We start from the raw sequence: 23710 nt of genomic DNA on the forward strand, positions 1-23710 counted from the left end.
TATAGAACATGAAAGTAAATGTGCAATCCGTCAACTTTAATGCTGATAAGAAACTGGTAGATTTTATCCAAAGGAAACTGGACAAGCTTGAAAATTATTATGACAAGATCGTCTTTGCAGATGTATATCTGAAAGTTCAGAACACAAGTGGTAAGGAAAATAAGATAACAGAAATTTTATTAAGTATTCCCGGGGGCGATATAATGGTGAAAAAGACCTGTAAGAGGTTTGAAGAATGTGTAGATGATTGTGTTAGTTCTCTGCAACGGCAATTGATTAAGAAAAAAGAAAAAATGAGTGCACATGCTTAAGCATTTTTTTATTTAAATGTTTTGAGAAATAAATAATTTAATTACATTTGCAGTCCGTTAGAAATAGCGGGCTTTTTTATTGAAGAAAATAGTGAAAGGCCGATGTAGCTCAGCTGGCTAGAGCAGCTGATTTGTAATCAGCAGGTCGTGGGTTCGAGTCCCTCCATCGGCTCTGAAATTTTGAAGGATATTTACAGATCATTTCGGTGATATTTCAGTTGTATGATATTGATCCTGAATACTGTGATGAAAGTTCTTTAAAATTTTAAAGAAATGCTTTGGATGGTAATGTAAATTTACATTTATTTGCAGCCGCAAAAATACCATCACAAGGCTGAGTCGGTAAAACGATAATGGTTCTGTGAAATTGTGTAAAATTGAATTGGGGAGATACTCAAGCGGCCAACGAGGGCAGACTGTAAATCTGCTGTTTTTAACTTCGCAGGTTCGAATCCTGCTCTCCCCACAAAAAATGAAAAAGGTTAAAGGTCTAATGTTAAACATTAATTCTTGCGCCTTTTATCGTTTGAATGCGGGAGTAGCTCAGTTGGTAGAGCGTCAGCCTTCCAAGCTGAATGTCGCCGGTTCGAACCCGGTCTCCCGCTCTAAAAAAGTCTGGAACTTTGAGTTCGTGATGGCTTTGTGAAGAGGTGGTGAATTTAATTCTCTGCTTCAGGACGATTTCAGGAAAAGAATTGATTTAGATTGCGATTCTTCTGTTTTGTTTATTTGCAGGCTTGGGATTTGAGAACAGAAGGTAATGAAACTTTCTGTTTTGTTGTAGGTAATAATTAACCTAAAAACCTGATAAGGTTTGGGGTTATTTTTGTTGTTTACGGTATAGTGAATTGTGAGCCGGGGTATTTGAAGTGCCTCTTTTAAAAGCCGACGTAGCTCAGGGGTAGAGCGTTTCCTTGGTAAGGAAGAGGTCACGAGTTCAATTCTCGTCGTTGGCTCTTGTTTTTGTATAAAATTGAACACTAATATATAACTAAGATTAAATAAGTATTAATTATGGCAAAGGAAACTTATGATCGTTCCAAACCGCACCTTAATATTGGTACAATTGGACACGTAGATCACGGAAAAACAACTTTAACTGCAGCGATTACACGAGTAATGGCTGATGCTGGTTATTCAGAAGCAAGTGCTTTTGATCAAATTGATAATGCTCCTGAAGAGAAGGAAAGAGGTATTACCATTAACTCTTCTCACGTAGAGTATTCGACTGCAAACCGTCACTACGCACACGTTGACTGTCCTGGTCACGCCGATTATGTAAAGAACATGGTTACTGGTGCTGCTCAAATGGACGGTGCTATCCTTGTGGTGGCTGCAACAGATGGTCCTATGCCGCAAACTCGTGAACACATCCTTTTAGGACGTCAGGTTGGTATTCCAAGAATCGTGGTATTCTTGAATAAAGTTGACCTTGTTGACGATGAAGAATTATTGGAATTGGTTGAGATGGAAGTAAGAGACCTTCTTTCTTTTTATGAGTATGATGGTGATAATGGTCCTGTAATTTCAGGTTCTGCACTTGGAGCTTTGGAAGGTGATGAGAAATGGTCAAAATCTGTTCTTGATTTGATGGAAGCTGTAGATAGCTGGATCGAACTACCTGAGCGTGATGTTGATAAGTCTTTCTTGATGCCTATCGAAGATGTATTCTCTATTACAGGTCGTGGTACTGTTGCTACAGGTCGTATTGAAACTGGTGTAGCTAACACCGGGGATCCTGTAGAGATTATCGGTATGGGAGCTGGTAAACTTACTTCTACAATTACAGGGGTTGAAATGTTCCGTAAGATATTAGATAGAGGTGAAGCTGGAGATAACGTTGGTATTCTTCTTAGAGGTATTGAGAAATCTCAGATTTCAAGAGGTATGGTAATTACTAAGCCAGGTTCTGTAACGCCACACGCTAAATTTAAAGCTGAGGTTTATATCCTGAAGAAAGAAGAAGGTGGACGTCACACTCCATTCCATAACAACTACCGTCCACAGTTCTACGTTCGTACAACTGATGTAACTGGAACAATTAGTCTTCCAGAAGGAGTTGAAATGGTAATGCCGGGAGATAACCTTACAATTACGGTTGAATTGATCCAGGCTATTGCTATGAACCAGGGACTTCGTTTTGCTATCCGTGAAGGTGGTAGAACTGTAGGTGCTGGTCAGGTAACTGAGATTCTAGATTAATCCAGGATTGAATATATAAAGGTATCCCGCTGCAAATCGGGATACCTTCCTTTATATCTACGGGTTTAGCTCAGTTGGTAGAGCACTGGTCTCCAAAACCAGGTGTCGGGAGTTCGAGCCTCTCAACCCGTGCAAAAGAAAATTGGTTCTTTATTGGAGCCTTAAATTTTCAGGATATCTAGAAAAATTGTGGCGAGAAGCCTGTCCTGAGAAAAGTCGAAGGTAGCCTCTCAATCCGTGCAAATAAATCAAGAAATGGCAGGAATTGTTAATTACATATCAGAATCTTATAACGAGTTAAAAAACCATGTTACCTGGACAAGCTGGCCTGAGGCTCAGCGATTAACTATCTTGGTTGCTGTATTTTCCATTATTTTCTCATTGGCAGTTTGGGGTGTTGATTCTTTGTTTAGCTCTGCAATAGAGCAGTATTTCGAATGGATTAAATCTTAAAAAAGTACAAATGGCAGAGGTAAAGGATAAAAAGTGGTATGTAGTTCGTGCCGTTAGTGGTCAGGAAAATAAGGTCAAGGATTATATTGAAAGAGAGATTTCTCATCACGGCCTTGAAGATCAGGTAGATCAGGTTCTTGTTCCAACAGAAAAGGTTATTCAGATAAGAAATGGAAAGAAAGTGAATAAAGAACGTGTTTACTTTCCAGGATATATTATGGTGCAAGCAAATCTTATTGGAGAGATTCCGCACATTATAAAAGGGATAAACGGAGTAATTGGATTTTTAGGTGAAACAAAAGGAGGTGATCCTGTACCGCTTAGGAAATCTGAGGTAAACCGTATGTTAGGTAAAGTGGACGAACTTTCTGTAAAGGAAGACAACGTCGCAATCCCATTCACTATAGGTGAAACTATAAAAGTGATTGATGGTCCTTTTAATGGTTTCAACGGAACGGTTGAGAAGATAAATGAAGAGAAACGTAAGCTTGAGGTAATGGTGAAAATTTTCGGAAGAAAGACACCACTTGAATTGAGCTACATGCAAGTAGAAAAAGTATAACAATATTTGTTACATATTTTTTGATAGTTTTTTAAAGCTTCCACTCTAACAAACTATCACCTAAAAATTTAGAAAATGGCAAAAGAAGTAAGTAAAGTTGTAAAACTACAAGTTCGCGGAGGTGCTGCTAACCCTTCACCACCAGTTGGACCTGCTTTAGGTGCTGCCGGAGTTAATATCATGGAGTTCTGTAAGCAATTTAATGCGAGAACACAGGATAAACAAGGTAAAGTATTGCCTGTTGCGATTACTGTTTATGGTGATAAGTCTTTTGATTTTATTATCAAGACTCCTCCTGCAGCAGTACAGTTATTGGAAGCATCTAAATCTAAAAAAGGTTCTGGGGAACCTAACAGAAAAAAAGTAGCAAGTGTTTCTTGGGATCAGGTTAGAGCTATTGCAGAAGATAAAATGCAGGACTTAAATGCATTTACTGTAGAATCTGCGATGAAAATGGTTGCCGGAACAGCACGTTCAATGGGAATAACTGTAAAAGGTAGTGCACCGTTTTAATCCTAAAAGAAATTAAGAAATGGCAAAAGTAACTAAAAAGCAAAAGGAAGCTCAATCTAAAATCGAAAGCGGTAAGCTATATTCGGTGGCAGAAGCTTCAGCTTTAATAAAAGAAGTTTCCAACGAGAACTTTGATGCTTCTGTGGATTTGGCCGTTCGTTTGAACGTAGATCCACGTAAAGCGAATCAAATGGTTAGAGGGGTGGTTACACTTCCTCATGGTACCGGAAAAGATGTTAAGGTCCTGGCTCTTGTAACTCCAGATAAAGAAGAGGAGGCGAAAGAAGCAGGTGCTGATTACGTTGGATTGGATGAATATCTTGAGAAGATCAAAGGTGGGTGGACAGATGTTGACGTTATCGTCACAATGCCTAGTGTAATGGGAAAATTAGGTCCCCTTGGCCGTATTCTTGGTCCAAGAGGTTTAATGCCTAACCCAAAAACCGGTACAGTAACTATGGATATTGGGAAAGCAGTATCTGATGTTAAGGCTGGTAAAATTGACTTTAAAGTTGATAAAACAGGTATTGTTCACGCTGCAGTTGGAAAAGCATCTTTTGATGCTGAAAAAATTGCTGGTAACGCAAGAGAATTATTAACTACGCTGGTAAAGTTGAAGCCTCAGGCTGCTAAGGGTGTCTATATAAAGAGTATTTATATGGCTAGCACCATGAGCCCGAGTGTGGCAATTGACACTAAAAGGTTTACTGAGCAATAATAAGTTATTATGACAAGAGAAGAAAAATCACAAGTAATAAAAGATTTAACTGCCCAGTTAGCTGATTCTCCAACCATCTATTTAGCAGATATTTCTGGATTAAATGCAGGAGCGACTTCTAATTTGAGAAGAGCTTGTTTTAAGGCAGATATTAAGCTATCGGTAGTTAAAAATACATTATTGGCGAAAGCCATGGAAGCAACTGATAAGGATTTCGCAGATCTCCCATCAGTACTTAAGGGTAATACCTCAATAATGTTATCTGAAACCGGAAATGCTCCGGCAAAAGTTATAAAAGAATTCAGAAAAAAATCTGATAAGCCTCTTCTAAAAGGAGCTTTTGTTGAAGAAGCTGTATATGTAGGCGATAATTACCTGGATGCCCTTGTAAATATCAAATCTAAAGAAGAAGTTATTGGAGATATCATCGGATTGTTGCAATCACCTGCTAAAAATGTTGTTTCAGCACTTAAATCTGGTGGCGGTAAAATAGCCGGAATTCTGAAAACCCTTTCTGAAAAAGAAGGATAGATACGTACGCACTTTTTAACAATTATAAATTAAAGAACTTTTTAAAACGATAGAAAAATGGCAGATTTAAAAGATTTCGCAGAACAATTGGTTAACTTGACTGTAAAAGAAGTTAATGAGTTAGCTGATATTCTAAAAGAAGAATATGGTATTGAGCCTGCAGCTGCAGCTGTTGCTGTTTCTGGTGGTGCCGGAGGTGGTGAAGAAGCCGCTGAAGAGCAAACTGAATTTGATGTAATCCTTAAAGCTCCGGGAGGTGCTAAGCTTGCAGTAGTTAAACTTGTAAAAGAACTTACTGGTCTTGGTCTTAAAGACGCTAAGGGATTAGTTGATGGTGCACCTGCCCCAGTAAAAGAAGGTGTTACTAAAGATGAAGCTGAAGCATTAAAAGCACAGTTAGAAGAAGCAGGAGCTGAGGTTGAGCTTAAATAAGCTTGACAAAAGCAATATTATTTAGGTTTAGGCCTCAGGATTCGCTCCTGAAGGTCTAAACCCTTTTGCGTATATAACGGCACAGTCCTTGTAACGCACTCCATATATATAACAAATTATAATTCCGTCCATAGATGTTAGCAAAGCAAACTGAAAGATTGAGTTTCTCTTCTGTAAAGAATAGGCCTGACTATCCTGACTTTCTGGATATCCAGATCAAGTCATTTCAGGACTTCTTTCAATTAGAAACAAAATCAGAAGAGCGGGGAAATGAAGGTCTGTATAATACCTTCTTAGAGAACTTCCCAATTACGGACACCCGTAACCAATTTGTACTAGAATTTTTAGATTATTTTGTGGACCCGCCAAGATATTCCATCCAGGAATGTATCGAGCGTGGTTTGACTTACAGTGTTCCGCTTAAAGCGAGGTTGAAGCTTTACTGTACAGATCCGGAACATGAAGATTTTGAAACCATCGTGCAGGACGTTTATTTGGGAACTATCCCTTATATGACCCCAAGTGGTACCTTTTGTATCAATGGTGCAGAGCGTGTAGTGGTATCTCAGTTACACCGTTCGCCGGGGGTTTTCTTTGGACAATCTTTCCATGCTAATGGAACAAAACTTTATTCTGCCCGTGTTATTCCTTTTAAAGGATCATGGATAGAATTTGCTACCGATATTAACAGCGTAATGTACGCTTATATCGATAGGAAGAAAAAATTACCTGTTACAACGCTTTTCCGTGCTATTGGATTTGAGCGTGATAAAGATATTCTTGAAATCTTTGATCTTGCAGAAGAAGTAAAGGTTTCAAAAACAGGACTTAAGAAAGTATTGGGTCGTAAACTTGCGGCTCGTGTATTGAATACCTGGTATGAGGATTTTGTTGATGAAGACACTGGAGAGGTAGTTTCAATTGAACGTAATGAAATAGTTCTGGATCGTGATACAGAACTTGAAAAGGAACATATAGAAGAAATTCTGGAAACTGGTAGTAAAACTATTCTTCTTCATAAGGAGGATAATCAAACCGGCGACTATGCGATTATTCACAATACCTTACAAAAGGACCCTACCAATTCTGAAAAAGAAGCGGTAGAACATATTTATCGTCAGCTACGTAATGCAGAACCGCCAGATGAGGAAACGGCTCGTGGTATTATCGATAAATTATTTTTCTCAGATCAGCGTTACAGTCTTGGAGAAGTTGGTCGTTACAGAATGAATAAAAAACTTGGTCTTGATGTGGCTATGGATAAGCAGGTGCTTACCAAAGAAGATATCATTACCATTGTTAAATATCTTATCGAACTTATAAACTCTAAAGCCGAGATTGATGATATTGATCACCTGTCTAACCGTCGTGTTAGAACCGTAGGTGAGCAGTTGTCTCAGCAGTTTGGTGTTGGTCTTGCCCGTATGGCTCGTACAATACGTGAGCGTATGAACGTTCGTGATAACGAGGTGTTTACACCCATAGATTTAATTAATGCGAAGACTTTGTCTTCTGTTATTAACTCTTTCTTTGGTACCAACCAGTTATCTCAGTTTATGGATCAGACCAACCCTCTTGCAGAGATTACCCACAAGCGTCGTCTTTCAGCACTTGGGCCAGGTGGTTTATCCAGAGAAAGAGCAGGATTTGAAGTACGTGATGTTCACTATACACACTATGGTAGACTTTGTCCTATTGAAACTCCTGAAGGTCCAAACATTGGTTTGATCTCTTCACTTGCAGTTTATGCAAAAGTGAACGGAATGGGCTTCATCGAGACTCCATATAGAAATGTGACCGATGGTAGAATAAACCTTTCTGAAGAAGCTGTTTATTTTAGTGCAGAGGAAGAAGAAGGAAAGAAAATAGCCCAGGCAAATATTCCTTTGGAAGACGATGGGACAATTAGTTCTGAAAGGGTTATTGCGAGAATGGAAGGTGACTTCCCGGTTGTGGATCCAAAAGAGATACATTATACCGATGTTGCACCAAACCAGATCGCCTCTATTTCGGCTTCATTAATTCCATTCCTTGAACATGATGATGCAAACCGTGCCTTGATGGGATCTAATATGATGCGTCAGGCAGTTCCATTATTAAGAGCTGATTCTCCTATTGTAGGGACAGGTCTTGAAAGACAGGTTGCTACAGATTCGCGTGTATTGATTAATGCTGAAGGAGAGGGAGAAGTAGAATATGTAGATGCAAACCAGATCACAATTAAGTACGATCGTACTGAAGAAGAGCGTATGGTTAGTTTCGACAGTGATTCTAAAACGTACGATCTTATAAAATTCAGAAAGACCAACCAGGGAACCTCTATTAACCTTAAGCCAATTGTCGCTGTAGGGGATAGGGTAACCAGAGGTCAGGTTCTTTGTCAGGGTTATGCTACTGAAGCGGGAGAACTTGCTTTAGGTAGAAACATGAAGGTTGCTTTTATGCCCTGGAAAGGATATAACTTTGAGGATGCGATTGTAATTTCTGAAAAAGTAGTTAGAGATGATATTTTCACCTCTATCCATATAGATGAATATTCACTGGAAGTTCGTGATACCAAACTAGGTAACGAAGAATTGACCAATGATATTCCAAACGTTTCTGAAGAGGCTACAAAAGACCTTGATGAACACGGGATGATAAGAATTGGTGCCGAGGTTAAGCCTGGTGACATTCTTATCGGAAAAATTACTCCAAAGGGGGAAAGTGATCCTACTCCTGAAGAAAAATTGTTAAGAGCGATCTTTGGTGATAAAGCAGGTGATGTTAAAGATGCATCTTTAAAAGCCTCTCCATCATTAAGTGGTGTGGTTATTAACAAGAAACTTTTTGCCAGAGCTATTAAAGACAAGCGCAAGAGAGCTCAGGATAAGGAAGATATTTCGGCCTTGGAGATGAAGTACGAAACTAAATTTGCTACTTTAAAATCTGATCTGGTAGATAAATTATTTGCCATCATTGGAGGAAAAACGGCACAAGGGGTTCAAAACGACTTAGGGGAAGAAGTAATGCCAAAAGGTAAGAAATACACCCTTAAGATGTTAAACGCTGTAGACGATTACACGCACCTTACGCAAGGTACGTGGACTACAGATGATCACCTGAATACTTTAGTAGCAGATCTTCTTCACAACTATAAAATTAAAGAGAACGACCTTCAAGGTAACTTGAGAAGAGAGAAATTTACTATTTCTGTTGGAGATGAGCTTCCTTCTGGTATCCTTAAACTTGCTAAAGTTTACATCGCTAAGAAGCGTAAGCTTAAAGTAGGGGATAAGATGGCTGGACGCCACGGTAACAAAGGTATTGTTGCAAGAATCGTTCGTCAGGAAGATATGCCGTTCCTTGAAGATGGAACTCCGGTAGATATCGTGTTGAACCCGCTTGGGGTACCTTCACGTATGAATATTGGTCAGATTTATGAAACTGTACTTGGTTGGGCAGGTCAAAAATTAGGGAAGAAGTATGCGACTCCAATTTTTGATGGTGCGACTATAGACCAGATCAATGAACTTACCGATGAAGCGGGAATCCCAAGATTTGGACATACTTACCTTTTTGATGGTGGTACAGGAGAACGCTTTGACCAGCGTGCAACTGTAGGTGTAATTTACATGCTGAAATTAGGACACATGATTGACGACAAAATGCATGCTCGTTCCATTGGTCCTTACTCATTAATTACACAGCAACCTCTTGGTGGTAAAGCACAGTTTGGTGGTCAGCGTTTTGGTGAGATGGAGGTTTGGGCACTTGAGGCTTATGGAGCATCAAGTACGCTAAGAGAGATCTTAACCGTTAAGTCTGATGACGTGATAGGAAGGGCAAAAACTTACGAAGCAATCGTTAAGGGAGAGCCTATGCCAGAACCTGGATTACCAGAATCTTTTAACGTGTTAATGCACGAATTGAAAGGTCTTGGCCTGGATATTAAGTTAGAAGAATAAATTACTGTTTTAAAATACGGGGTGTTTCAAAGGCACCCCTTTAAAACAGATTTTTCACAATAATTAGTAGCAGCATTTATTATGGCTAGAAATAATGATAAGAATACAGTACAGAGATTTGACAAGATCTCTATCGGTTTAGCTTCTCCCGAGTCTATCCTTGCGGAATCCCGTGGTGAAGTTCTTAAGCCGGAAACTATCAATTATCGTACGCACAAACCAGAGCGTGACGGGTTGTTCTGTGAGCGTATTTTTGGTCCTGTAAAGGATTACGAATGTGCCTGTGGAAAGTATAAAAGAATTCGCTACAAGGGGATCGTTTGTGACCGTTGTGGTGTAGAGGTAACAGAAAAGAAAGTACGTAGAGATCGTGTAGGGCATATCAATCTGGTAGTTCCTGTAGCGCACATCTGGTATTTCCGTTCTTTACCAAATAAAATAGGTTACCTGCTTGGGCTTCCGTCCAAAAAACTGGATATGATTATTTACTACGAGAGATATGTAGTAATCCAACCTGGTAATGCCAAAAATGAAGAAGGTGATCCACTTAAGAAAATGGATTTCCTTACTGAAGAAGAATATCTTAATGTTTTAGATAGTCTTCCGCAGGAAAATCAATATTTAGAAGACAACGACCCAAACAAGTTCATCGCTAAAATGGGAGCCGAATGTCTTATAGAAATTCTTAAGAGAATCGATCTTAACGAACTTTCTTATGAACTAAGGCATAAAGCAAATAACGAAACTTCCAAGCAACGTAAAACTGAAGCTCTTAAAAGACTTCAGGTTGTGGAGGCACTTCGTGATGCAAACAAGAACCGTGAAAATAATCCGGAGTGGATGATTATGAAGGTTGTGCCGGTTATTCCACCAGAACTTAGGCCTTTGGTTCCGCTTGATGGTGGTCGTTTTGCAACTTCAGATTTAAATGATCTTTATAGAAGGGTGATTATTCGTAACAACCGTCTTAAAAGGTTGATGGAGATCAAAGCTCCTGAAGTAATTTTGCGAAATGAAAAGCGTATGCTTCAGGAATCTGTAGATTCTCTGTTTGATAACACCAGAAAATCTTCAGCAGTAAAAACTGACTCTAACCGTCCTTTAAAATCCCTTTCAGATTCATTGAAGGGGAAACAAGGTCGTTTCCGTCAGAACTTACTTGGTAAGCGTGTGGATTATTCAGCACGTTCGGTTATTGTTGTAGGTCCTGAGCTTAAAATGTTTGAATGTGGTCTTCCAAAAAATATGGCAGCAGAACTTTACAAGCCTTTTGTAATCAGAAAACTGATTGAAAGAGGTATTGTAAAAACTGTAAAATCTGCTAAGAAGATTATAGATAAAAAAGAGCCCGTGGTATGGGATATTCTTGAGAACGTTCTTAAGGGTCACCCCGTATTACTTAACCGTGCTCCTACGCTTCACCGTTTAGGTATCCAGGCATTCCAGCCAAAACTTATAGAGGGTAAAGCTATACAATTACACCCATTGGCATGTACGGCATTTAACGCCGATTTTGATGGTGACCAGATGGCGGTTCACCTTCCGCTTGGGCCAGAGGCTATTCTGGAAGCACAGATGTTAATGCTGGCTTCGCATAATATCCTTAACCCTGCTAACGGTTCGCCAATTACGGTACCTTCTCAGGATATGGTCTTGGGTCTGTATTATATGACCAAGCTTAAGAAATCTACCGAGGAAGAACCTGTTAAAGGAGAAGGTCTTACTTTTTATTCTACAGAAGAAGTTATTATTGCTTACAACCAGAAGAAAGTTGACCTTAATGCCAGTATAAAAATTCGTGCGAAAGATTTTAACGAAGCTGGTGAATTGGTGTATCAAATCATAGACACTACAGTTGGTAGGGTATTATTTAACGAATCTGTTCCTGAAAAGGCTGGTTTCATTAATGAAGTACTTACGAAGAAAACTTTGCGTGAGATTATTGGGGATATCCTGAAAATCACCAGCGTACCTGAAACTTCTGAGTTCCTTGATAGTATTAAAGGACTTGGATATGGATTTGCATTCCGTGGCGGACTTTCCTTCAGTTTAGGGGATATTATTATTCCAGAAGAGAAGCAGGCCATGATTGATGAAGCCAACGAACAGGTTGAAGGCATCATCGGTAACTATAACATGGGTCTTATTACCAATAACGAACGTTATAATCAGGTTATTGATATCTGGACTTCTACCAATGCAGGTTTAACTGAATTGGCTATGAAACGAATCCGCGAAGATAAACAAGGATTCAACTCAGTATATATGATGCTTGATTCCGGAGCCCGTGGTTCTAAAGAGCAGATTCGTCAGTTAACCGGTATGCGTGGATTAATGGCTAAGCCTAAAAAGTCCAGTTCAGGTGGTGGTGAAATTATTGAAAACCCGATTCTTTCCAACTTTAAGGAAGGGCTTTCAATTCTTGAGTACTTTATCTCTACCCACGGTGCACGTAAAGGTCTTGCCGATACCGCACTAAAAACTGCCGATGCAGGTTATTTGACCCGTCGTTTGGTAGATGTTTCCCAGGATGTTATTGTGAATGATGAAGATTGTGGAACGTTAAGAGGTGTAGAAGTACGATCACTTAAGAAAAACGAAGAAATTGTAGAATCTCTTGGAGAGCGTATTTTAGGACGTATTTCTTTGCATGATGTTCGAAACCCGTCAACCGAAGAGTTAATCGTTGGAGCGGGCGAAGAGATCACAGAAGCTGCAGTTAAGAAAATAAATGAAGCTCCTATTGAGAGCGTAGAAGTACGTTCGCCGCTTACTTGTGAAGCGAAAAAAGGAATTTGTGTGAACTGCTACGGTAGAAACCTTGCAACAAATAAACTGGTTCAAAGAGGTGAAGCTGTAGGGGTTGTGGCAGCCCAGTCTATTGGTGAGCCTGGTACACAGCTTACCTTGCGTACCTTCCACGTAGGTGGTATTGCAGGTAACATTTCAGAAGAAAATAAGCTTATAGCTAAACTTGACGGTATTGCCGAAATTGAAGACCTTAAAGTGGTTAGAGGTGAAGCGCCTGACGGTAGCACATCAGATATTGTGATTTCGCGTACTGCTGAATTGAAAATCAAGGATAAGAAAACCGGAGTGGTGTTAAGTAACAATAACATTCCTTACGGTTCTCAGATTTTTATTGAAGACGGGGCCGAAGTTTCCAAAGGTGACATTGTTTGCCAGTGGGATCCATATAACGGTGTGATTATTTCTGAATTTGCCGGTAAGATTAAGTATGAAAATGTAGAACAAGGTGTTACTTATCAGGTTGAAATTGATGAGCAGACAGGTTTCCAGGAGAAAGTTATTTCTGAATCCAGGAACAAAAAACTTATTCCGACACTTCATATTTTAGGTAAAAAAGACGAAGTAATTCGCTCTTATAACCTTCCGGTTGGAGCTCACCTTATGGTGGACAACGAAGAGAAGATAGGTGTAGGTAAGATTCTTGTTAAGATTCCGCGTAAATCTTCCAAAGCAGGGGATATTACAGGTGGTCTTCCAAGGGTAACCGAACTTTTTGAAGCTCGTAATCCATCAAATCCTGCTGTAGTAAGTGAGATTGACGGTGTGGTTTCCTTCGGAAAAATTAAACGTGGTAACCGTGAGATTATAGTAGAATCCAAGCTTGGTGAAGTTAAAAAGTATCTTGTGAAACTTTCTAACCAGATTCTTGTTCAGGAAAACGATTATGTTCGTGCAGGTATGCCACTTTCTGATGGTTCTATTACTCCTGAAGATATCCTTAACATTAAAGGGCCAAATGCTGTACAACAGTATCTTGTGAACGAAGTTCAGGAAGTCTACAGGCTACAGGGTGTGAAGATTAACGATAAGCACTTTGAAGTGGTAGTACGCCAAATGATGCGTAAAGTAAGAATTCAGGATCCAGGAGATACCATTTTCCTTGAAAACCAACTTGTTCATAAAGCTGACTTTATTGAAGAGAATGATAAGATCTTCGGAATGAAAGTAGTGGAAGATGCAGGTGAATCTGAAAATCTGAAGGCTGGACAAATTGTTTCTCCGAGAGAATTGAGGGATGAGAACTCGATTCTTAGAAGAGAGGATAAGAATCTTGCCACTGCAAGAGACGTGACTGCCGCAACGGCAACTCCGGTTCTTCAGGGTATCACAAGAGCATCACTTCAAACCAAATCATTTATTTCAGCTGCTTCCTTCCAGGAAACTACAAAAGTACTGAATGAGGCTGCGGTTAGTGGTAAAATCGATAATCTTGAAGGATTAAAAGAGAACGTAATTGTAGGTCATAGAATACCTGCAGGTACGGGAATGCGAAAATATGATAGCATTATTGTTGGTTCTAAAGAAGAATTCGACCAGATGCTTGAGAAAAAGCAGGAAGTTAATTACAATTAATTTTTAAATATCAGGGCTGCAATTTTGCAGCCCTGTTTTTTAGCATACAACAGATCCCGGCCTTCGTCGGGATTTTTTGTACTTTTATATCACATGAAAATTTTAATAAAATGAGTGAAGAGAAAAAACCTAAAAAGGGACAAATCAATATAGAACTGGATGAAAGCGTTGCTGAAGGAACCTATTCCAATCTGGCAATTATCAACCATTCTGTTTCAGAGTTTGTGGTGGATTTTGTAAATATTATGCCCGGAAAACCAAAGAGCAAGGTGAAATCCAGAATTATTTTGACTCCGCAACATGCAAAGAGGCTTTTAAAAGCTTTGGCAGATAATGTGCAGCGTTTTGAAAAGGCGCATGGTGAAATTAAAGATTACGAAAAGGCACCGCTGCCTTTAAATTTTGGTCCCACCGGTCAAGCTTAAGTAAGAAATTATGAGAAGGTCGAAAATTGGCAATTTTCGACCTTCTCTTTATAGCTCACATGGTTTTTAATTGTGAGTTAAAGATATTTTATCTGCTGAAAATTAATAAAAGACGTGTCACGTTTTCAAAAGCTGGCGCGTCTTTTCATTTTAGATTAATTCTGATGAATTCGTTATCCTGTTATTATTATTTTTAGATCTTTCTTCTTCAAATTCCGTAAATTGGAGAAGGCACGAAAATATTGCTATTTTCATTTAACTAAATCCATCAGTTATGGCAGAAGCTACTATAAATTCACAACCAACAAAGCGTATTGCAGCTATAGATATGGGTACAAACTCTTTTCATGCGGTTCTGGTGGATATTTACCCGGATGGTAGTTTCAGAACGGTAGATAAGCTAAAGGAAATGGTAAAGCTGGGTGAAAAGGGGATGGATAATTATCTGAGTGAGGCGGCTATGGAAAGAGGCCTGGAAGCGTTAAAGAGAATTAAATTTTTGTGTGACCGCCAAAATGTGGAGCAGATTTTGGCCTATGCGACAAGTGCAATTAGAGAAGCAGCAAACGGCGGGGATTTTATTCAGCAAATAATAGATGAAACAGGCATAAAGGCGAGAGCCATTTCAGGAAAAATGGAGGCAGAAATGATAGCCTATGCGGTTAGACATGGAATTGCCCTTTCTGAAGAAATGGTGCTGATGGTGGATATTGGAGGAGGGAGTGTTGAATTTATAATTGGCAACAAAAATGAATCGGTATTTTTTACCAGTGTAAAATTAGGGGTGGCCAGGATGGCAGCACGTTTTGTTGATTCTGATCCAATATCGGAAAAAGAGATTTCCGAATTAAATGAGCACTTCAAAAAAGAACTGAGTGAAGTTGCAGAAAAACTTAAAAAGTACAATGTAAAAACAATGGTGGGATCTTCCGGGACTATGGAGAACATTGGAGCGATGGTGGCAGGACGTAATTCTATTACCGCCGATATGACTCTTAATGAACTTCAGTTCAATTCAGAAGAATTTCTGAATTTTTACGATCAATTTATACAACTTGATCTAAAAGAACGATCTAAGGAAAAAGGCCTGGAAGAAAAAAGACTCGATATTATTAACCCCGGAATGGTTCTTCTGAAATTCTTAATGAACGAATTTAAGATTGAAAATGTGAAAATTTCGGAGTCTGCTTTGCGGGAAGGTATGATCCTGAATTTTATTGATAAAGAAAAAGAACAACTTAATCTTGAACTGGTAGCGCATTTCCCCAACCCCAGGAAGAGGAGTGTATACCAACTTTTACGCAAGTGCAACTGGCCGGAAAGGCATTGCAGGCATGTGACAAATTTTGCTTTGCAGTTGTTTGATGAATTTCAGGACGAATTAAACTTAGCTTATTCAGACCGGGAGCTTTTCGAGTACGCTAGCCTTATGCACGATATCGGTTACTATATTTCCCACCGTAAACACCATAAACATGCTCTCTATTTGATTCGGAATTCTGATCTGCTCGGTTTTAGTGAGGATGAAATCAATCTTATGGCAAACGTTGCGCGTTATCATCGTAGATCCACTCCGCACAAACGGCACAAGAGATATAAGGATCTGGATAAAAATTTAAGAAAGCGGGTAAAAAAACTTTCGGCCTTGTTGCGTGTTGCCGACGGTCTGGATCGTAGTCATTACCAAAACGTTCAGGAGCTTGAAATCAAGAAAGACAGGGAGGAAGTTACCATTATTATAACTACCTATAGCGATCCGCAATTGGAAATTTGGGGAACCTTGCGCAAATCCAAACTTTTTGAAAAGATGACCGGCAAAAAACTTAAAATTTTCTCAGTTATCAAGGAGGAAGTAGCAGCAACTTAAATTAAAGTAAATGGGTACTCCGGTTTAGGAAGTTCAAGCCGTACTTCTACGGTGCTCTTAGAATTACAGGCAGCCTGAGCTTAACTGTAGGACGATAATTGCCATTTCTGAGCATCCACTTAGCAACTTAGTTTGCCCCCTCTAAAATCTATTTCAAATATTTTTTGAAATAAATCCTCGCCGCCTTCATAACCCTTGGCGCGAGAATTAAAGTAGAAATCATTGTAGGGATCGCCATAAGCGCAAAAAACCCATCAATCAGATTAATCATCATGCTCAATGAAGTTGTTGCACCCACAAGAATGCTTAGAATGTAGAAATAGTTATAGTAATGCTTGTTCTCGGCACCCAGTAAGAAATTCAGGCATTTTGTTCCGTAGTAAGAATAGGAAAAAAGCGAGGAGATACTAAAAGCCGCAATACATAACAGTAATACGTAATCTCCAACATACGGAATGGAATTTCTAAAAGCTGCTGCGGTAAGGCTAACCCCGTTGGCGTCGCTGCTTTGCCATACTCCGGTTACCAGGATGGCAAGCGCAGTTAGGGTACAAACCACCAGTGTGTCTATTGCCGGGCCCAGCATGGCCACCAAACCTTCCCGCACGGGTTCTGAAGTTTTACTTGCACCATGCGCCATTGTAGCGGTTCCAATCCCGGCTTCGTTGGAAAATGCGCCTCTTCGTATTCCCAAAATCATTAATCCACCTACAATTCCTCCAAAAAGCGGTTCTCCTTTATAATTTTCAGCAGCAAATGCATCGGTAAAGATCATAGACATATAACCGGGCAATTCTGCAATATTCACAAAAAGGATGATAATCACGGCTACAAAATAAACAGCAACCATCGCGGGTACCAATTTGGAAACCGTGCGACTAATTCTGTATAATCCTCCAAGGATTACTGCGGAAGTGATGATTGTAAGAATAATTCCAATAATGAGATTAGTACCAAATCCCGTTTCTATGCCCTGAGGCTCCAGTAAAATTGAATTAATTGCCTGGGTTAATTGATTTACATTGAAAACCGGTAAAGCTCCCACCAGCCCGGCAATGGCAAAAAATACGGCAAGTGGTTTCCAGCTTTTTCCCAGGCCTTCCACAATATAATACATCACACCACCCTGAATGTTCCCTTCTGTATCCTTTCCACGATACATTACCGCTAAAGTGTTGGTGAAAAACTTGGTTGACATTCCCACAATCGCGCTTATCCAGAGCCAGAAAACCGCTCCCGGTCCTCCCAATGCAATCGCGACCGCCACGCCCGCAATGTTTCCCATTCCTACTGTAGAAGAAAGTGCTGTAGATAAAGCCTGGAAATGATTAATTTCTCCCGGATCATTGGGATCGTCGTACTTTCCACGGAGCAAATCCAGCGAATGTCCCAAATACCTGAAGGGTAAAAACCTGGAAAGAATCAATAAATACAATCCGCCGCCGATGAGCAGGATCACAAGGGGCAATCCCCATACGAGCGAAGCAAATTCCGCAATAAGCTCATTCAGTTGATCCATAGAATTTCTGGTTTCGCCCGAAAATACTAAATATATAGTTAGTCCCGCTAAAAAGTTTACTTCTGCTTAAAATTCAGAAGTAAAGTGAAATTTAATATCAGGATATTTCTGCTGGGTCATTTGCAGCGAAAATTGCGAGTCGGCTAAAAATACCAACTGACCTTGCTTGTCCTTCGCCAGAAATTTAGATTTTACCCGTTTAAAATCCTTGAATTCTTCACTTTTCGGATTGTCTGCTTCCACCCAGGTAGCTTTAAAAACATTAAGGTTTTCGTAGGTACATTTGGCTCCGTATTCGTGTTCCAGCCTGTATTGTATAACTTCAAACTGAAGCGCTCCAACAGTTCCGATAATTTTCCTTCCATTTAATTCCAGTGTAAATAACTGCGCCACACCTTCATCCATTAACTGGTCGATCCCTTTTTCCAGTTGCTTGGATTTCATAGGATCGGCGTTATTGATGTAACGGAAATGTTCCGGGGAAAAACTCGGGATTCCGCGGTACATTAGATTCTCACCTTCAGTTAAAGTATCTCCAATTTTAAAGTTTCCGGTGTCGTGTAGACCAACAATATCACCGGGATAGGAAACATCTACAATTTCTTTCCGTTCAGCAAAAAAAGCATTCGGACTCGAAAACTTAAGGCTTTTATTATGTCTTACATGTAGGTAAGGTTTGTTTCTTTCAAACTTTCCGGAAACAATTTTTATAAAAGCAAGTCGGTCACGGTGCTTGGGATCCATGTTGGCGTGGATTTTAAAAACGAATCCGGTAAATTTATCTTCGTCGGGTTCAACAACGCGCTCATCGCTTTCTTTTGGACGCGGGGTAGGAGCAATGTTAATAAAGCAATCCAACAGTTCACGAACTCCAAAATTATTTAATGCAGATCCAAAGAAGACCGGCTGTAGCCTTCCGGCAAGATAAGCCTCCTTATCAAATTCGGGATAAACGCCTTGTGCCAGTTCCAGTTCTTCTCTTAAAGTATCGGCTGCGTTGTCGCCAATTAGTTCGTTAAGTTCTTCAGAAGCAAGATCAGAAATCTCTACAGTTTCCTCAATATCTTTCCTGGGATCGCCGGTAAATAAATTCACATTCTGCTCCCAGATGTTATAAATCCCTTTAAAATCATAACCCATCCCTATGGGGAAACTTAGCGGGGTCACGGTGAGGTTCAACTTTTGCTCAATTTCGTCGAGTAGTTCAAAAGCATCTTTCCCTTCACGATCTAATTTGTTAATAAAAACGATCATGGGGATATTCCGCATACGGCAAACCTCCACGAGTTTTTCAGTTTGTTCCTCAACCCCTTTTGCAACGTCAATTACCACAATAACGCTGTCTACGGCGGTAAGGGTCCTAAAAGTATCTTCAGCAAAATCCTTATGCCCGGGAGTATCCAGAATATTAATTTTAATGTCGCGGTACTCAAATGCAAGGACAGAAGTAGCTACAGAAATCCCACGTTGCCGCTCAATTTCCATAAAGTCACTCGTGGCACCTTTCTTAATTTTGTTCGATTTTACCGCGCCGGCTTCCTGGATTGCCCCTCCAAAAAGCAATAGTTTCTCTGTAAGCGTGGTTTTACCGGCATCTGGGTGAGAAATTATACCGAAAGTTCTTCTTCTCTTTATTTCTTTCTGAAAGCTCTTCATTTATTGATAATTGAAGCGCAAAAGTACTATTATTTTCAGGAATTTTTCAAAGAACTAAGTTTCAAATTCTCCACGGAATAAAGGTCGATAATTGCCATTTTTGGGCGTACACTTTTTTAAAAGTTCGTAACTTTAAGGTTGAGCATTTGGGGCTTTATGAAGTTTTATTCGGAATATAAATTACTGACACTGGGAATTTTATTGATTATTTTTCCTAACATTTGTGCTGCCCAGGCCCAAATGGAGCATATTGCAGCAGGTTCTTACCTAATAAACATGGGCGTAAGCCCGCAAACATCTTCTAATGCGCTAAAACCATACGGTTTATTATACGATCTGCTTAAAAATGAGCAAGTAGAAGTAAAGTGGGTCATAAATCCCGAAAAAGAGAAGGACGGGATCGATTTTACTCATGAAAATATAAATTTTAGAAGCAGCTCCTTTGTTGTTCCTGTTTCTTATATAACAGAGGACGTAAAACAAAAGATCGAAAATTGGCAAAAAAAGGGAGTGACCGGTATTTTCGCAGTTTCTAATCTTAAATTGCCGGTTTACACCACGCTTTCCATTGCTCCAAAATGGACACTGGATAAGCAAAACGGAGATATCGCACTGCCTTTTTTTGATGCTGCCGAAATTCCTGCGGAAGCCTTTGGTGGCAGGAAATCGGTTAACTGGAAAAATCCTTCAGAATTAGGTGTTTGCGACGATATTTTCGTTATGCCGCATGCACAGCCAAGATTTGAGTCCCACAGAAACATATATTACTGGAATCGTGATTTTAAAGGTGCTATTTGGGCAGGCTGCCACGCTGGTAGTCAGCTGGAAAACCTGGTTGGCCTAGAAACTTTAGGTGATAAAAAAAAGCCAATCCAGCTTAATTTTCTCTCGGCCGGGTATCCAGGAGCTGGAAGTGCAGGTTTAATTCCGTATCACAAACATCGTCACGCCACGCCACCGTACGCGCATTTACAGCCTGCAGATCCTGTTTCTCAATATTTAGGTGATGCAGATAATGCTCATTTAAATGGTTCTGAACGTGTATTTTACCCAAAAGATATTAATCTCTGGAGACCGGGTGTTAAGAAAATAGTCATTGATCCTTCGGCTCCCGATAATCCTTCTTTAACTAAAGCCGAAGCTGCCATTGTGGTTTACGGCCATGGTTTTGACAATCCTGAAAACGGACTCGTAATGTACCAGGCGGGGCACAGTATTTTCGGTACTTCTGAGGAACATATTGCAGCAATGCGCACTTTTTTTAACTGGAGTTTTTATGCTGCGGAAGTAAAACGCGAGCAAAACCTGGTAAAATTTGAAAATCAGGATTTTCAGCATTCTGTTGTGGCAGCCCGCATAGGAGATGATTTAGCGAAAATATTGAAGTTGAAGAACATAAATTTTGACCTGGATAAAGCTGAAATTAAAGCTGAAGCAAAAAAGGAACTGGACAGGATTGCAGATTTCATGAACGATTATCCGGAATTGCTTATGGATGTTCGCTCACATACAGATTGCAGGGCAGATGACGGGTATAACCAGAAACTTTCTGAAGCCAGGGTAGAGGCGACAATGGATTATCTTTTAGACAATGGATTAGATCAAAATCGGATTTCCGGCCGCGGTTATGGTGAAACCGAAATTCTAAACGACTGTACAAACGGCGTCTCGTGCCACGAAAAGCAGCATGAAGTTAACAGGCGGTCAGAATTTATCCTTTCTATAGATTGCTCCCTTTATTCCGGAAGGCTTAAACAAAACACAAAGTAGCAAGTCCCGAATAAACTATTTTGGTAAAGCTATTTCCTATTTTGTACATTTGATTTTCAATAAAAAAAATGGCAAAGGAAAAGGTAATCTTAGTGAATGAAAAGGATGAGCAGATAGGTCTCATGGAAAAGATTGAAGCTCATGAAAAGGCGCTCCTGCACAGGGCATTTTCGGTTTTCGTTTTTAATGAGAAAGGAGAGACGATGATTCAGCAGCGTGCACTTTCCAAATACCATTCTCCCGGGTTATGGACCAATACCTGCTGCAGCCACCAGAGAGAGGGAGAAACAAATATACAGGCGGGGAAAAGGCGCCTTCAGGAAGAAATGGGTTTCTCGACAGATTTGAAGGATACTATTTCCTTTATTTATAAAGCTCCTTTTGACAACGGACTTACAGAGCATGAATTCGACCATATTTTGGTGGGGAAGTTTGAAGGAGAACCAGATTTGAATCCAGATGAGGTAGCAGACTGGAAATGGATTAGCCTGGAAGAGGTAGAGAAGGATATGAAAGAACGTCCTGATATTTATACCGAATGGTTTAAAATAATATTCGATAAATACTATTCCTATATTAAATCATGAGGCTAACCGTCCATAGAAAAGCACATTTTAATGCTGCCCACCGACTTTTTAAAAAAGAATGGGATGATGCGAAGAATGAAGCGGTTTTTGGGAAATGCAGCAATCCTAATTTCCATGGCCATAATTACGAGTTAACGGTTTCCGTTACCGGAGAAATTGATCCCGAAACCGGTTTTGTAATGGATCTTAAAATCCTTAAAGATCTTATCTATAATGAGGTGGAGCAGTCTTTTGACCATAAAAATTTGAATGTTGAGGTGGAAGAGTTTAAAACCCTTAACCCCACTGCAGAAAATATTGCGGTAGTAATTTGGAATAAACTTCGGGACAATCTTAGAGCAGATCTGGATTTAATGGTGACGCTTTATGAAACTCCGCGAAACTTTGTTACCTATAAAGGCGAATAATATGGCATTAAAAATTGGCGACAGCATTCCCGATATTGAGCTGAAGGATCAGAATGGCGATATTTTCGACTTTTCTTCAGTTAAAGGTGTTCAGCCTTTTGTGGTTTACTTTTATCCAAAGGATTTTACACCCGGTTGTACTAAAGAAGCTTGTTCTTTCAGAGATAAGTACGAAGATTTTAAGGAATTGGGAGCAGAGGTGATTGGGATAAGTTCAGATTCTGAAGAGTCTCATCAAAAATTTGTTTCAAAGTATAACTTGCCTTTTGTTTTTCTTTCAGATGAAGATAAAAAGGCCAGGGATTTATTTGGTGTAAAGCCAAATTTGTTGGGCATGATCCCGGGAAGGGAAACTTTTGTTTTTGATATGCAGGGAATATTGCGCTACAAGTTTAATAGTATGAATGCATCGCGCCATATTCCGGAAGCATTAACTGCTTTGGAAAAAATGAAGTGAAATTTTTATAAAAATTATTCAGTGGTTTCTTCAACTTATCAAAAAATAGATTAAATTCGCAGCCGAAAATTTATTGAATATGGCAAGTAAGAGAGTATTGAAAAGAGATGTGAATAATGTAATGGGGGACATCATAGATGCTGCTTATATTCACCAGGCTGCTAATCCTAACGAAGATCCTGCAAAATCTGAAGCTATTGTAGACGAAGCTATTGCTACTTTTGACGATTTAATTGCAAAGATCAACAAAAAGGACGTTGAGGATAATAGGAACCATTTTAAAGAAATAAATAAGGAATTTGAAACTAAGGCGAATGCTTTAGTAGAAAAAGTAAATGCTTTATAATATTTTTTGCCGATGTAGCTCAGCTGGCTAGAGCAGCTGATTTGTAATCAGCAGGTCGTGGGTTCGAGTCCCTCCATCGGCTCTTAATTTAAAGCCCCTCTTTTGTGGAGGGGCTTTTTTTGTATATGAGACCCCACAGGTTTTCAAAACCTGTGGGGTTTACACATGAATTTTTGACACGGATTAAATTTAGAACAATTCTAACCGCAGCATAGGAAGGATCCGCGATACTTTTATAGGAACGTCTTGCCTGAGCATGATGTTGAAAATGAAAATTTTCGGCTCTTTATTTCTTTTTAAAAAGATATTTCAGTAATCAAATGCCAAAAATGGCAATTATCGAGCTTCTGCTTTAATGCAGTACGTCCAGCTCCAGTTTCTTCGAAGAATTTGCCTGTGCTTTTTGAAAGTCTTCAATGTTCTTCTCGATCTCCTTGTTCCAGAAAGGCACCATTTCAGAAAGTTTTTCCTGCCAGTTTGCAGTTTTTAGCTTTTCAGGGAATGCTACCTTCAGCACATCAATCATAATAGGTACGGCAACCGATGCTCCGGGAGAGGCCCCCAAAAGGGCAGTTATCGTCCCGTCTTTGCTATGCACCAGGTCTGTACCAAATTCCAGGATTC

General features: G+C 39.7%; 20 protein-coding genes and 6 tRNA genes. 23 read left to right on the forward strand and 3 right to left on the reverse strand.

What is annotated here, in order from left to right; genetic code table 11:
- The first annotated feature begins 8 nt into the window (after positions 1–8).
- The 17 genes from hpf to RM529_RS02100 all read left to right on the forward strand — a co-directional run bounded on the left by hpf (position 9) and on the right by RM529_RS02100 (position 16344).
- Positions 9–311 carry a ribosome hibernation-promoting factor, HPF/YfiA family gene (hpf, locus tag RM529_RS02020; RefSeq protein WP_311483081.1) on the forward strand — a complete coding sequence of 101 codons (303 nt, stop codon included), beginning with the start codon at positions 9–11 and terminating at the stop codon, positions 309–311.
- Positions 312–409: 98 nt separating this feature from the next.
- A tRNA-Thr gene (locus tag RM529_RS02025) sits at positions 410–483 on the forward strand.
- A gap of 212 nt (positions 484–695) precedes the next feature.
- A tRNA-Tyr gene (locus RM529_RS02030) sits at positions 696–777 on the forward strand.
- Positions 778–843: 66 nt separating this feature from the next.
- A tRNA-Gly gene (locus RM529_RS02035) sits at positions 844–916 on the forward strand.
- Between the two features lie 279 nt (positions 917–1195).
- Positions 1196–1267, forward strand: a tRNA-Thr gene (locus tag RM529_RS02040).
- Between the two features lie 58 nt (positions 1268–1325).
- Positions 1326–2513 (forward strand): elongation factor Tu, encoded by a 1188-nt coding sequence (tuf, locus tag RM529_RS02045; RefSeq protein ID WP_311483082.1) that lies wholly within the window; start codon positions 1326–1328, stop codon positions 2511–2513.
- Between the two features lie 59 nt (positions 2514–2572).
- Positions 2573–2645 (forward strand) — tRNA-Trp (locus tag RM529_RS02050).
- Positions 2646–2768: 123 nt separating this feature from the next.
- The gene (gene secE / locus RM529_RS02055) at positions 2769–2966 is read left to right on the forward strand and encodes a preprotein translocase subunit SecE (protein ID WP_311483083.1); all 198 of its coding nucleotides are present in this window, start codon (positions 2769–2771) and stop codon (positions 2964–2966) included.
- 10 nt (positions 2967–2976) lie between these two features.
- Positions 2977–3528 (forward strand): transcription termination/antitermination protein NusG, encoded by a 552-nt coding sequence (nusG, locus tag RM529_RS02060; RefSeq protein ID WP_311483084.1) that lies wholly within the window; start codon positions 2977–2979, stop codon positions 3526–3528.
- A 75-nt stretch (positions 3529–3603) separates the two neighbouring features.
- On the forward strand, positions 3604–4041 hold the full coding sequence (rplK, locus tag RM529_RS02065; RefSeq protein WP_311483085.1) for a 50S ribosomal protein L11: 438 nt from the start codon (positions 3604–3606) through the stop codon (positions 4039–4041).
- Positions 4042–4060: 19 nt separating this feature from the next.
- On the forward strand, positions 4061–4759 hold the full coding sequence (gene rplA, locus RM529_RS02070; protein ID WP_311483086.1) for a 50S ribosomal protein L1: 699 nt from the start codon (positions 4061–4063) through the stop codon (positions 4757–4759).
- Between the two features lie 9 nt (positions 4760–4768).
- Positions 4769–5290, forward strand: a complete 522-nt coding sequence (gene rplJ / locus RM529_RS02075; protein ID WP_311483087.1) for a 50S ribosomal protein L10 — start codon at positions 4769–4771, stop codon at positions 5288–5290.
- A 57-nt stretch (positions 5291–5347) separates the two neighbouring features.
- The gene (rplL, locus tag RM529_RS02080) at positions 5348–5722 is read left to right on the forward strand and encodes a 50S ribosomal protein L7/L12 (protein WP_311483088.1); all 375 of its coding nucleotides are present in this window, start codon (positions 5348–5350) and stop codon (positions 5720–5722) included.
- 134 nt (positions 5723–5856) lie between these two features.
- Positions 5857–9669 carry a DNA-directed RNA polymerase subunit beta gene (rpoB, locus tag RM529_RS02085; protein ID WP_311483089.1) on the forward strand — a complete coding sequence of 1271 codons (3813 nt, stop codon included), beginning with the start codon at positions 5857–5859 and terminating at the stop codon, positions 9667–9669.
- A gap of 81 nt (positions 9670–9750) precedes the next feature.
- Complete coding sequence (rpoC, locus tag RM529_RS02090) at positions 9751–14052, forward strand: DNA-directed RNA polymerase subunit beta' (RefSeq protein WP_311483090.1); 4302 nt, start codon at positions 9751–9753, stop codon at positions 14050–14052.
- 110 nt (positions 14053–14162) lie between these two features.
- Positions 14163–14477, forward strand: coding sequence for a DUF3467 domain-containing protein (locus RM529_RS02095; protein WP_311483091.1), 315 nt, complete (start codon positions 14163–14165; stop codon positions 14475–14477).
- Between the two features lie 274 nt (positions 14478–14751).
- Positions 14752–16344, forward strand: coding sequence for a Ppx/GppA phosphatase family protein (locus RM529_RS02100; RefSeq protein WP_311483092.1), 1593 nt, complete (start codon positions 14752–14754; stop codon positions 16342–16344).
- Between the two features lie 148 nt (positions 16345–16492).
- Here the strand turns inward: RM529_RS02100 and RM529_RS02105 are convergent, their stop codons facing one another.
- Both RM529_RS02105 and RM529_RS02110 read right to left on the reverse strand, forming a co-directional pair.
- Positions 16493–17863, reverse strand: coding sequence for an alanine/glycine:cation symporter family protein (locus RM529_RS02105; protein ID WP_311483093.1), 1371 nt, complete (start codon positions 17861–17863; stop codon positions 16493–16495).
- A 66-nt stretch (positions 17864–17929) separates the two neighbouring features.
- A complete protein-coding gene (locus RM529_RS02110) occupies positions 17930–19519 on the reverse strand; it encodes a peptide chain release factor 3 (protein ID WP_311483094.1) in 1590 nt (529 codons plus the stop codon).
- Positions 19520–19675: 156 nt separating this feature from the next.
- Between RM529_RS02110 and RM529_RS02115 the strand changes: the two genes are divergently transcribed.
- From RM529_RS02115 to RM529_RS02140, 6 genes are all read left to right on the forward strand, one after another.
- Complete coding sequence (locus RM529_RS02115) at positions 19676–21289, forward strand: OmpA family protein (protein WP_311483095.1); 1614 nt, start codon at positions 19676–19678, stop codon at positions 21287–21289.
- A gap of 68 nt (positions 21290–21357) precedes the next feature.
- Positions 21358–21876, forward strand: coding sequence for an isopentenyl-diphosphate Delta-isomerase (idi, locus tag RM529_RS02120; RefSeq protein WP_311483096.1), 519 nt, complete (start codon positions 21358–21360; stop codon positions 21874–21876).
- Positions 21873–22283 carry a 6-pyruvoyl trahydropterin synthase family protein gene (locus RM529_RS02125; protein WP_311483097.1) on the forward strand — a complete coding sequence of 137 codons (411 nt, stop codon included), beginning with the start codon at positions 21873–21875 and terminating at the stop codon, positions 22281–22283. Before idi ends, RM529_RS02125 begins: the two co-directional genes overlap by 4 nt.
- Position 22284: 1 nt before the next feature.
- Entirely contained in the window at positions 22285–22740 is a 456-nt protein-coding gene (locus RM529_RS02130; RefSeq protein WP_311483098.1) for a peroxiredoxin, read from the forward strand.
- A gap of 79 nt (positions 22741–22819) precedes the next feature.
- Complete coding sequence (locus tag RM529_RS02135) at positions 22820–23086, forward strand: hypothetical protein (RefSeq protein ID WP_311483099.1); 267 nt, start codon at positions 22820–22822, stop codon at positions 23084–23086.
- A gap of 8 nt (positions 23087–23094) precedes the next feature.
- Positions 23095–23168: transfer RNA gene (locus RM529_RS02140), tRNA-Thr, on the forward strand.
- Between the two features lie 270 nt (positions 23169–23438).
- On the opposite strand, the gene RM529_RS02145 is transcribed toward RM529_RS02140, so the two are convergent.
- Positions 23439–23710, reverse strand: a 272-nt coding sequence (locus tag RM529_RS02145; RefSeq protein WP_311483100.1) for a malate:quinone oxidoreductase, incomplete at its 5' end; no start/stop codon positions are given.

Origin of the sequence: Autumnicola edwardsiae (assembly GCF_031846505.1) — a bacterium.
Lineage (GTDB): Bacteria > Bacteroidota > Bacteroidia > Flavobacteriales > Flavobacteriaceae > Autumnicola > Autumnicola edwardsiae.